This window comes from Ruegeria sp. BHSA123 (genome assembly GCF_059613425.1).
The window spans coordinates 1-11,332 of sequence record NZ_JBXWSL010000075.1; the positions used below are offsets into that span (position 1 = coordinate 1).

General features: G+C 55.1%; 12 protein-coding genes. 10 read left to right on the top strand and 2 right to left on the bottom strand.

Annotation, left to right across the window (positions count from 1 at the left end):
- The 6 genes from nqrA to nqrF form a co-directional block, all read left to right on the top strand.
- On the top strand, nucleotides 1–955 hold a 955-nt coding region (gene nqrA, locus AC2FNC_RS18335; RefSeq protein WP_496716189.1), incomplete at its 5' end, for an NADH:ubiquinone reductase (Na(+)-transporting) subunit A.
- Nucleotides 956–960: 5 nt separating this feature from the next.
- The gene (locus AC2FNC_RS18340) at nucleotides 961–2,169 is read left to right on the top strand and encodes an NADH:ubiquinone reductase (Na(+)-transporting) subunit B (RefSeq protein ID WP_480477168.1); all 1,209 of its coding nucleotides are present in this window, start codon (nucleotides 961–963) and stop codon (nucleotides 2,167–2,169) included.
- Entirely contained in the window at nucleotides 2,162–2,977 is an 816-nt protein-coding gene (locus AC2FNC_RS18345) for a Na(+)-translocating NADH-quinone reductase subunit C (protein WP_480519882.1), read from the top strand. Before AC2FNC_RS18340 ends, AC2FNC_RS18345 begins: the two co-directional genes overlap by 8 nt.
- Nucleotides 2,977–3,630 (top strand): NADH:ubiquinone reductase (Na(+)-transporting) subunit D, encoded by a 654-nt coding sequence (locus AC2FNC_RS18350; RefSeq protein ID WP_480477172.1) that lies wholly within the window; start codon nucleotides 2,977–2,979, stop codon nucleotides 3,628–3,630. Before AC2FNC_RS18345 ends, AC2FNC_RS18350 begins: the two co-directional genes overlap by 1 nt.
- Entirely contained in the window at nucleotides 3,630–4,238 is a 609-nt protein-coding gene (nqrE, locus tag AC2FNC_RS18355; RefSeq protein ID WP_209507136.1) for an NADH:ubiquinone reductase (Na(+)-transporting) subunit E, read from the top strand. The genes AC2FNC_RS18350 and nqrE overlap by 1 nt, the downstream gene beginning before the upstream one ends.
- A gap of 13 nt (nucleotides 4,239–4,251) precedes the next feature.
- Nucleotides 4,252–5,475, top strand: a complete 1,224-nt coding sequence (gene nqrF, locus AC2FNC_RS18360) for an NADH:ubiquinone reductase (Na(+)-transporting) subunit F (protein ID WP_480477174.1) — start codon at nucleotides 4,252–4,254, stop codon at nucleotides 5,473–5,475.
- Nucleotides 5,476–5,529: 54 nt separating this feature from the next.
- Here nqrF and AC2FNC_RS18365 read toward each other — a convergent pair whose 3' ends face one another.
- Nucleotides 5,530–6,543: an NAD-dependent epimerase/dehydratase family protein gene (locus AC2FNC_RS18365; protein ID WP_480519886.1), complete on the bottom strand. Its 1,014-nt coding sequence runs from the start codon at nucleotides 6,541–6,543 to the stop codon at nucleotides 5,530–5,532.
- A 181-nt stretch (nucleotides 6,544–6,724) separates the two neighbouring features.
- On the opposite strand from AC2FNC_RS18365, the gene AC2FNC_RS18370 reads away from it, so the two are divergent.
- The gene (locus tag AC2FNC_RS18370; protein WP_480519888.1) at nucleotides 6,725–7,489 is read left to right on the top strand and encodes a metallophosphoesterase family protein; all 765 of its coding nucleotides are present in this window, start codon (nucleotides 6,725–6,727) and stop codon (nucleotides 7,487–7,489) included.
- 2 nt (nucleotides 7,490–7,491) lie between these two features.
- On the opposite strand, the gene AC2FNC_RS18375 is transcribed toward AC2FNC_RS18370, so the two are convergent.
- A complete protein-coding gene (locus AC2FNC_RS18375; protein ID WP_480477180.1) occupies nucleotides 7,492–8,016 on the bottom strand; it encodes a CBS domain-containing protein in 525 nt (174 codons plus the stop codon).
- Between the two features lie 374 nt (nucleotides 8,017–8,390).
- Here AC2FNC_RS18375 and AC2FNC_RS18380 point away from each other — a divergent pair, with 374 nt between their 5' ends.
- From AC2FNC_RS18380 to AC2FNC_RS18390, 3 genes are all read left to right on the top strand, one after another.
- On the top strand, nucleotides 8,391–9,416 hold the full coding sequence (locus AC2FNC_RS18380) for an FAD:protein FMN transferase (protein WP_496716192.1): 1,026 nt from the start codon (nucleotides 8,391–8,393) through the stop codon (nucleotides 9,414–9,416).
- Between the two features lie 14 nt (nucleotides 9,417–9,430).
- Nucleotides 9,431–9,667 (top strand): (Na+)-NQR maturation NqrM, encoded by a 237-nt coding sequence (nqrM, locus tag AC2FNC_RS18385; RefSeq protein WP_267366293.1) that lies wholly within the window; start codon nucleotides 9,431–9,433, stop codon nucleotides 9,665–9,667.
- Nucleotides 9,668–9,740: 73 nt separating this feature from the next.
- On the top strand, nucleotides 9,741–11,332 hold a 1,592-nt coding region (locus AC2FNC_RS18390; RefSeq protein WP_496716193.1), incomplete at its 3' end, for a sulfatase-like hydrolase/transferase.

Here is an 11,332-nt window from a genome sequence, read left to right on the forward strand (position 1 = left end):
ATTCCGCACGCGACCTTATTCGAAAATGCCGGAACCCGGTGCCAAACCGAACGCGATTTTCGTGACAGCTATGGACAGTGACCCTTTGGCGGCTGATGCCGCCACGATCATTGCCGAGGCACCCGAAGCCTTTGCCGCTGGAATGGCAGCGGTCAGCAAGCTGGCCGAAGGCAAGACCTATCTTTGCCAGAAACAAGGCGACACGATCCCCGGCGCGGATGTTGCTGGTGTCGAGGCCGCAGCGTTTTCCGGTCCACATCCATCGGGCCTGGCAGGAACCCATATTCACTTCCTCGAACCGATTGCAGGGGAAAAGCAGGTCTGGACCATCGGTTATCAAGACGTCATCGCGATTGGTCGCTTAATGCAGACCGGGCATCTGGACCCGAGTGTTGTGATCGCCTTGACCGGACCCGGTGCGCGTCAGCCGCGCTTGATCCGCACCGTGATGGGCGCCTCCACGGACGACTTGACACGGGATGAGGTAAATGTGGACGGAACGCCCCGCATTATCTCGGGTTCGATCCTGTCGGGTAAACATGCCGACGGACCAACCGCATATCTGGGGAGGTTTGCCCGTCAAATCTGTATCATCCGAGAGGATCACGATCAGATTCCGATGGGCTGGATCCGACCAATGCCTTCCAAGTATTCCGTCCAGCCTGTATTGGGCTCGTCCTTTTCCAGGAAACTTTATGCTTTTACGTCCAACCTGAACGGTGGCCGCCGTGCAATGGTGCCAACAGGCGTGTTCGAAGAGTTGATGCCGCAGGATTACCTGCCCACACAATTGCTTCGGGCCTTGCTGGTGATGGATACGGATACGGCTCAGGCACTGGGTGCGCTTGAACTGGACGAAGAGGATCTGGGCCTTGTGGGCTTTGCCTGTCCGGCGAAATACGAATACGGGCTGGCACTGCGCGACTGCCTGAACAAGATTGAAAAGGAGGGCTGATCCGAATGGGATTGCGTAACTTCTTTGACCGGATCGAGCCGAACTTTACCAAGGGCGGCAAGTACGAGAAGCTTTTTCCGATCTACGAGATGGTGGAAAGCTTCATCTACACTCCGAAAACCGTAACCACCGTTGCTCCTCATGCGCGGTCTTATGTAGATATGAAGCGGATCATGACATATGTCGTGATTGCCACTATTCCTTGCATCCTGTGGGGAATGTGGAACACCGGTTATCAGGCAAATTCGGCCATTGCCGCGCTTGGCCCAGAGTCGGCAACCGGCTGGCGAATTGCAATTCTTCAGGTTTTTGGCATTTCGCTTAGTCCGGACAGCATCTTTGCCAATGTCATGCACGGGCTCATGTACTTCCTGCCGATCTATGTCGTCACGTTGGTGGCAGGCGGTATTTTCGAGGTCATTTTCGCAACGGTCCGCGGGCATGAGGTGAATGAAGGCTTTCTTGTCACTTCGATGCTTTACGCCCTGATCATGCCAGCAACTACGCCTCTGTGGCAGGTTGCCCTGGGAATTATTTTTGGTGTCGTGATCGGCAAAGAGGTTTTCGGCGGCACTGGTAAGAACTTCCTCAACCCTGCCTTGGTGGGGCGGGCGTTTTTGTATTTTGCCTATCCCGCGCAGATGTCGGGCGATGCCGTGTGGACCCCGGTCGACGGGTTTTCCGGTGCGACGGCTCTGGCTGTGTCGGCTGCCGAAGGCTATCAGGCGCTGGCCGCTGACGGTATCACCTGGTGGAGCGCGTTTTATGGCACCATCCAAGGCAGTATAGGGGAAACCTCGACGCTGGCCTGCATCATCGGTCTAGCCTTCCTGCTGATCACCAAGATCGCCAACTATCGGCTGATTGTGGGATGTCTGGCAGGCACAATTGCGTTCACCTGGCTGCTGAACCTGATCGGGTCCGAGACGAACCCGATGTTCGCTATGCCCTGGTACTGGCATGTCGTATTGGGTGGTTACGCCTTTGGTCTGGCTTTCATGGTGACCGAGCCGGTCTCGGCCAGCCACACCAATGCCGGTCGCTATGTCTATGGCGCCCTGATTGGTGTCATGGTTGTGTTAATACGTGTGATCAACCCAGCCTTTCCCGAAGGTATGATGCTGGCCATACTGTTCGGCAACGTCTTTGCACCGCTGATCGATTATTTTGTCGTTCAGGCCAACATCAAACGGAGGGCGCGTCGCCATGTCTGATACGCAATCCCCTGAACGCAAGGGCGCGATTGCCCGGTTTCTGGCGGCCTCACCAGATTCAGTTGGCAAAACGATCTTTATTGCTGTTGCGGTCTGTCTCGTTGCCTCGATGATCGTGTCGGCCGCCGCGGTCAGCCTGCGCCCGGTGCAGGAGGCCAACAAGCTGAAGGACAAGCAGGTCAATATCCTGCAGGTGGCGGGGGTGTATGAACCCGGCGTCAATGTCACCGAAGCATTTGCCGCATTCGAGCCGCATGTGCTGGACCTGGCAACGGGCGATTTTGTGGACGATCAGTTCGAGCCGGCCACCTTTGACGATTTGGCCGCTGCCGGCGATCCGGACCTGAGCGTCGCGCTTGACGACGATCCCGCAGGCATTGGTCGCAAGGCAAAGTATCGGGTCATCTATCTGCTGCGCGACGACAGCGGAGCGTTGGACAAGGTGATCCTGCCGCTGCATGGCTATGGGTTGTGGTCTACGCTCTACGGCTTCATCGCGCTGGAAAAGAACGGCAACGACATTTTCGGCCTGCAATTCTATCAGCATGGTGAGACACCGGGTTTGGGTGCTGAGGTGGACAACCCGCGCTGGAAGACGTTGTGGAACGGCAAGAAGCTGCGCGACGACGCGGGAGTGTTGCAGATCACCGTCGCCAAGTCGCAGCCTGCGGCCGGGCCCGACTATTACATCGACGCCCTGGCAGGTGCGACCCTGACCACTGTCGGTGTCGACAACCTGGTGAGATTCTGGATGGGCGATGCGGGTTACGCGCCGTTCCTGGCCAAACTGCAAGCAGGAGAGATCTGATGTCGCAGACCAAGAAAGAGCTGTTGGTCGACCCCCTTGTCGACAACAACCCGATCACCCTGCAGGTGCTGGGCATCTGTTCAGCTTTGGCGGTGACTTCGTCGTTGCAGGTGGCCTTTGTCATGGCGCTGGCGGTGACCTTTGTGACTGCGTTTTCGTCGATGTTCATTTCGATTTTGCGCAATCAGATTCCCGGTTCGATCCGAATCATCGTGCAGATGGTGATCATCGCCTCGCTAGTGATTTTGGTGGATCAGATCCTCAAAGCTTATGCCTTTCAGATTTCCAAGACCCTGTCGGTGTTTGTCGGCCTGATTATCACCAACTGTATCGTTATGGGCCGAGCCGAGGCATTCGCCATGAAAAACCCGCCGGTAGCGTCGTTCATCGACGGTTTTGGCAACGGCATGGGCTATGGCCTGATCCTGATGCTGGTGGGCATTATCCGGGAGTTGTTTGGATCGGGCAGCCTGTTTGGCGTGACAATCCTGCAAACGGTCAATAATGGCGGTTGGTACGTACCCAACGGCCTGTTGCTGCTGCCACCTTCGGCGTTTTTCGTGATCGGCCTGCTGATCTGGGCTTTCCGCACGTGGAAGCCGAACCAGGTCGAAGAACGTGAATACAAAATCCAGCAGGTAGAGGCGCACTGATGGAAGGGCTTATCTCTCTGGCCGTGAAGGCCGTCTTTATCGAAAACCTTGCGCTCAGCTTTTTCCTTGGCATGTGTACCTTCATCGCCGTGTCGAAAAAGATTTCGACTGCCATCGGCCTGGGAATATCGGTCATGGTGGTGCAGGCCATCACCGTGCCCGCCAACAACCTGTTGCTGTCCTTCCTGCTGAAACCGGGCGCATTGGCATGGGCCGGGTTCCCGGATGTGGATCTGACCTTTCTCGGGCTGATTTCCTATATCGGCGTGATCGCAGCGATGGTTCAGATCCTCGAAATGATTCTCGATAAGTATTTCCCGCCGCTCTACAACGCGCTGGGGATCTTCCTGCCTTTGATCACTGTGAACTGTGCCATTCTAGGTGGTTCGCTGTTCATGGTCGAACGGGATTATAACTTTGCCGAGGCGACCACCTATGGCATCTCATCCGGCTTCGGTTGGGCGTTGGCGATCACCGCGATGGCGGGCGTGCGCGAAAAGCTCAAATACTCGGATGTGCCGGACGGGCTTCAGGGGCTGGGCATCACCTTTATCACCGCCGGGCTGATGGCGATGGCCTTTATGTCCTTCTCAGGCGTGAAACTGTAAGGGGGGCGAGAGAATGGAAACCTTTTCGCTCGGCGTTGTCCTGTTCACCCTGATTGTTCTGGCGCTGGTGGCCATCATTATGGCTGCTCGGTCAAAGTTGGTGTCAACCGGCAACGTCAACATCACCATCAACGGTGAAAAGACTATCTCGGTTCCGGCGGGTGGCAAACTGCTGCAAACATTGGCGGCCGAAAAACTGTTTGTTCCGTCAGCCTGCGGTGGTGGTGGTACCTGTGCCCAGTGCCGCGTGAAAGTGCATTCGGGTGGCGGTTCGATCCTGCCGACCGAAGAAAGTCACATTACAAAGCGCGAAGCCTCCTGTGGCGACCGTCTGTCCTGTCAGGTGGCGGTCAAGCAGGACATGGAAATCGAAGTTCCAGAAGAGGTCTTCGGCGTCAAGAAATGGGAATGCACCGTTCGCTCGAACGACAACGTTGCGACCTTTATCAAGGCCCTTACTCTGGACCTGCCCGAAGGAGAGGACGTGAAATTCCGTGCCGGGGGCTACATCCAGATCGAAGCGCCCGCTCATCAGTTGAAATACACCGATTTCGACGTGCAGGAAGAATACCGCGAGGATTGGGATCGCTTCAATCTGTGGCAATATGAGTCGGTTGTGACACAACCGATCGAACGCGCCTATTCGATGGCCAACTATCCGGATGAAAAGGGCATGATCATGCTTAACGTCCGGGTAGCTTCACCGCCTCCGGGCTCAGAAGGAATTCCGCCGGGCCAGATGTCGTCCTACATCTTCAACCTGAAGCCGGGCGATAAAGTTACTATTTCGGGTCCATTTGGCGAGTTTTTCGCGCGTGAAACCAAGAAGGAAATGGTCTTCATCGGTGGTGGCGCCGGCATGGCACCGATGCGCAGCCACATCTTTGACCAGCTCAAACGCCTTGAGAACCGCGACCGCAAGATCAGTTTTTGGTACGGCGCACGATCCAAGAAAGAGATGTTCTTTGTCGAGGACTTCGATCAGCTGGCGGAAGAGTTCGACAATTTCGAATGGCACGTCGCTCTGTCAGACGCCCAGCCCGAGGATGAATGGAAAGGCTATACCGGCTTCATCCACAACGTTCTGTTCGAAGAATACCTCAAGAACCACCCGGCACCTGAGGATTGCGAATACTACATGTGTGGACCGCCAATCATGAACCAGTCGGTTATCAACATGCTGCTGGATCTGGGCGTGGATCGAGAAGATATCATGCTCGACGATTTTGGCGGGTAAATAATGAAACCGGCGCTGAGTGCGCCGGTTTTTTCATTACGGCACCAGGTCGACCTATTTTCCGTAATAGTCCCGATACCAGGCGACGAATTGGGCAATGCCGTCCTTCAAGTCGGTCTGCGGGCGATAATTCGTCAGCTGCTGCAACAGCCGATTGTCAGCCCAGGTGGCATGAACATCGCCCATCTGCATTGGCATGAAGTTTTTGACCGCTTTCTGGCCAACAGCCTCTTCGATGGCTTCTATGAAATCCATCAGACGCACCTTGTCTCCGTTGCCAATGTTGACGATGCGGTACGGTGCAACTGGCGACAAGCTGTCACCGTCTTCGATATCCGCGCGGCTGATCGGGCGAACCGGTGGAACATCGATCAGCAACCTGATCCCGCGCACAAGGTCTTCTACATGCGTGAAGTCGCGATACATATCGCCATGATTGTAGATGTCTATTGGTCTGCCATCCAGTATCGCAGCGACGAACTTGAAATAGGCCAGATCGGGGCGCCCCCAAGTGCCGTAAACGGTGAAAAACCGAAACATCGTGGTCGGCAAATCCCACAGATGGGCATAGGAATGCCCCATCGCCTCATTCGCCTTTTTGGTGGCGGAATAGATCGTCAGTTGGGTGTCGGCTTTTTCTGTTTCGATGAACGGCATGTCTTCGTTTGCACCGTAGATCGATGAGGTCGACGCCATCAAAAGATGTTCCACCTTATGCTGACGCGCAATTTCCATCACATTGAACGTGCCCACAACGTTCGACTCGATATAGCTGCGGGGATATTCAAGGCTGTGCCGCACGCCAGCCTGCGCGGCCAGATGTACGATGACATCGGGCTGAAACTCCTCAGCGACCTGCACAAGCCGATCAAAGTTTTCCAAACGGTCTTCAGTTGCCGTAAATCCTGAGGTTTGAAGCAGTATCTGATGTCGACGCTGTTTCAGGGTCACATCATAATAGTCGGTCATCCCGTCGTAGCCGTGTACCTGAAACCCTTCTGCCAAAAGCAACTTGGCCAGATGGAATCCGATGAACCCGGCAGAACCTGTAATCAATACTCGTTTCATAAAACCCTCAGAACTCACTGCAAATTCATCGCTGGCTGGAAGGCTGATCCTATCATCAGATCAACTGCTTGCGAACATCCTGCGGGCATATCGGACAATCTAAGGCTCGTGGTCAACACTTTGCCTATTCAAACAGTTGTTGATTGCGACCACCGAGCGGGGCGGGTAGGGATCAAATGCCATGATGAAAGACTGGATCAGACGGCGGTTCCAATCCGCGGCGAGGGAAAGCTCCAATGCGATGCCATGCGACGTGGCACCAGCAGAAAAAGTGACAGCTGTCGGCGATATTCACGGTCGTCTTGATCTGCTTCAGGCGGTTTTGCCACGACTCGACGATCAAAGCCCGCTGGTTTTTCTGGGCGATTACATCGACCGGGGGGCATACAGCGCGCAGGTACTGCGGCATTTGCATCACCTGAGTGAAGCGTCAGACGGGCGGGTGCAATGCCTGCTTGGCAATCACGAAGAGATGCTGCTGCAATTTGCAAACGACCCGGAACGATACGCCAGGCTTTGGTTTCATAACGGAGGAGCGGAAACTTTGGCATCTTTCGGTCTCGAATGTCCCGACGAGTTGGACGGTGGCAAGCATCTGCCTGAACTGGCAGAGCGTCTGCGGCATAAGATGGGCGACAGCTTGCTGGACTGGCTTGCAAATCTGCCGCTGACCTGGACCAGCGGCAACGTCACCTTTGTCCACGCGGCGCTTGATCCGCGGCAATCCATTCAATCCCAGGATCGCCAAATCTGTCTATGGGGTCATCCGATGTTTCCACGGCTTGCACGCAGCGACGCGCAATGGGTTGTACACGGTCATACAATTGTAAACCAACCCCGGGTTAAAAACCGGGTTGTGTCGATTGATACCGGTGCCTTTGCCTCGGGCAGATTAACTGCCGTTGAAATAGACGGCGGTAGCATCGGGTTTCTTTCAACCGGTTGAAACTAGCCTACGATCATCTGCTTCATGCGAAGCGCTTCATACTCCAATTCCCTCAGGCGGAAATGCACTACGTCACCGATAGTGATGACACCGCACAAATTGCCATCACGCAGAACCGGCATATGGCGGAAACGTCCCTCGGTCATAGTCTTCAGCACGTCATTCAGCGTATCCTCGGGCATGCAGGCTTTTACATCCCTGGTCATCAGGTCTTCGACCGACTGTGGCAGGGTCTGTCCCGGCGTATCGGCCATGCGCCTCACGATGTCGCGTTCCGACAAAATTCCTTTCAATGCCCCGTTCTGATCGGTCACCAGAACAGCACCAATTCGCTTGTCCTTGAGCGTGTTCACCACCGAATGGATGGTATCATTAGGTCGCACCGAGAACACCGCATCCCCTTTACCCTCAAGCAGTTTGGCCACGGTCGTCTGCGAATGCGACAGGTTTGATTCCGCTGATTGGCTGTAGGTTGTCTTGTCAGCCTTGTCACCGCGCGACGGCGACTGATAAGAAGTTGGGGCCATGAGCAATCTCCTTATGGTTCTTGCAAAGTCTTTCCCTTTCACTTTAGCGCAGCTAAACGACCTGTATAGGGTGCAATTGCACGAGTTGGCCAAACGCAGGTCAGCAGAGGGAGCTTAAGCCTTTGAATGAACTCTATCTTACGCCCCCGGTTGCCGCGCTGATCTTCTTTGCGGCTGTTGTGTGCGGTCACAACTTTCGTATGGCGTGGAAGCAACAGAAGCCCGGGTGGCGGAAACGCGCGTGGTTGTTCGGAATTCCGGCTGGAACTGGTCTTCTGCTGTTGGGTTTCCTTCCATTGAAACTGTAATGCCAATTTGACTCTGGCGGGGACCGCTGTCATATGCCGGGCAAAGAATGTCCCGGAGAACGCCCAATGCGTCTTTTGCCCGTACTGGCCTTTTTCACCCTTCTTTCAGGCTGTCTTTTTGACAAGGAACCCGAAGAAGTTCGTCTGTCCGGCGAGACAATGGGCACGACCTACAATATCACCGCAATTGGCGAGGACCTTGACAAAGACGCACTGGCCGCGGCCGTCAGTGATAAGTTGGCAGCAGTGAATGCCAAGATGTCCAACTGGGATCCGAACTCGGAAGTTTCTGTTTTTTCCGCATCGACCAGCACAGATCCGATGCCTGTGTCCAACGAACTCGCGCTGGTTCTTTCGGCAGCGAACGAAGTGCACTCGAAATCCGGTGGCATTTTCGACGTAACCCTCGGCCCTCTGATCGAACTTTGGGGTTTTGGCCCACGCAAGCCCGAAGACCCGGTGCCATCAGATGCGGATATCAACGCCGCGCTGAATGGTGTAGGTCAAGAACGCCTGCTAGCGCTCGATACCGATGCTGGTACGCTTGCCAAGTCAAACGCCAGTGTGGGCATTAACCTGTCCGCGATTGCAAAAGGCTATGGAATTGACGCTGTTGCAGAAACCTTGCAGGCCGCTGGCATCGAAAACTATCTGGTTGAAATTGGCGGCGATCTTGTGGCCAAAGGTAAGAATGACAAGGGCGAAGCGTGGCTCATTGGTATCGAGAAACCTGAAACGGGTTCGCAAACCATCCAGTTGATCATTTCTTTGAATGACAGGGGCATGGCCAGTTCGGGCGATTACAGGAATTTCTTTGAAAAAGATGGTGTGCGATATTCGCATATCATCGATCCGACAACAGGCCGTCCGATCACGCACCGCACCACTTCGGTCACCGTGCTGGCCGAAAACGCGATGATGGCCGATGCCTGGGCAACAGCCATGCTGGCCTTGGGGCAGGAAAAAGGGCTAGCTCTGGCAGAGGAGCATAAACTTGCAGTGTATTTCATCTCGCGGGATGTGACAGGCGGCGAAGATGCCTATATCACTGCCCATAGCACAGCGTTCAAAGACGCGCTGGGATCGAACTGACTGTTGGAGCTGAGATGAGTACCTTTATTCTGGCCTTCATTCTTCTCGCTCTCGTCATGGTGGGCATGTCATTGGGTGTCATGCTGATGGGCAAGACCATCAAAGGCAGCTGCGGTGGTCTAAACGCGATCTCGGGCGCGGATAAATGCGTTGTTTGCCAAAAAGACATCGACCCCGACAGCCCACTGCGCGACAAGCTGCAATGCAAACGTGCCAAGAAGATGCTGGAGCAAATGGACCGCCAGGCCTGACGCAGGTTTTGCTTCGCTCAGCGGATAGAAATGGCTAACTAGGTCCTCGTGACTTGTGGGGAAGGGCGTCAACTTGGCCAAGGCAAGAAACATCCTGTTCATCATGTTCGACCAGCTGCGATGGGATTATCTGAGCTGTTACGGCCATCCGCATCTGCATACCCCAAATATCGATCGTCTGGCAGCCAAAGGCGTGCGCTTCAACCGCGCCTATATCCAATCTCCGATCTGCGGCAGCTCCCGCATGTCCACTTATACCGGGCGCTATGTGCATTCTCACGGGGCGTCGTGGAACGGAATTCCGTTGAAAGTCGGTGAGATTACAATGGGCGATCACCTGCGTAAGGCGGGGATGGATTGCTGGCTGGTTGGCAAAACTCATATGCGTGCAGATGCCGAAGGGATGGCGAGGTTGGGCTTGGAGCCTGACAGCCTGATCGGGGCCCGCGTCGCCGAATGTGGGTTCGACGTGTACGAACGGGATGACGGTATGCTGCCCGAAGGTCCGGATGGGTATTATGACCCGGAAGGGGCAAAGGAATACAACAAATTCCTAAAAGCCAAAGGGTATGAGAGCGACAATCCCTGGCATGACTTTGCCAATTCCGGGCTGGATGCGAATGGCAACGTTCTGTCAGGCTGGTTTCTGAAGAATTCACCCGAAGCCGCTAATATTGCAGAGGAAGACAGCGAAACGCCCTATCTGACCGGTCGCGCGATAGAGTTCATGGAAACGCATGATGGCCCGTGGTGCTGTCATCTGAGTTTTATCAAGCCGCATTGGCCGTACATCGTACCGGACCCATACGCCTCGATGTATGGACCGGAACATGTGCTGCCTGTGGTGCGATCCGAGGCGGAACGTCAGAATGCGCATCCCGTGCTTAAAGCCTTCATGGACACAAAGATCGGCCAGACCTTTTCGCGGCAGGACGTACGTGAGGCGGTTATCCCAGCCTATATGGGGCTGATCAAGCAAGCAGATGACCAGATGGGCCGCCTGTTGGACTGGATGGAGAGAACCGGGCGGATGGAAAACACGATGATCGTGTTGACATCAGACCATGGTGATTTTCTGGGCGATCACTGGATGGGGGAAAAGACCTTCTTCCACAACGCCTCCACCAGGGTGCCGTTGATCATCTATGACCCGTCGCCCGAGGCGGACGCGACACGCGGTACCTTCAGCGATGCGCTTGTGGAATCCATCGACCTTGCACCGACCTTTGTCGATGCGGCTGGCGGGGAAGTGGCGACGCATATTCTGGAAGGTCACTCCCTGTTGCCTAATCTCTATGGGGAGAGGGACGCATTGCCACGCGATGTGGTGATCTGCGAATATGACTACTCGGCTTCACCAATCGCAAATGTTTTGGACGTGTCGGTCCGCGATGCGGTGATGTTCATGGCCGCAAGCAAGAAATGGAAACTGATCCATTGTGAAGGTGGGTACCGGCCAATCCTGTTCGATCTGGAAAACGACCCTGATGAGTTGAACGATCTGGGTGACAGCGCGGAACATGCCGGTGTAATCGCTGAAATGTACGAGCACCTGTTCGCCTGGACGCGGCGGGCGTCACAGCGCACAACCCGGTCCGAGCAGCAATTGATTGAAATGCGAACCAAAAGTCGGGGCAGGGGTGTTGTTCTGGGCGTTTATGATGA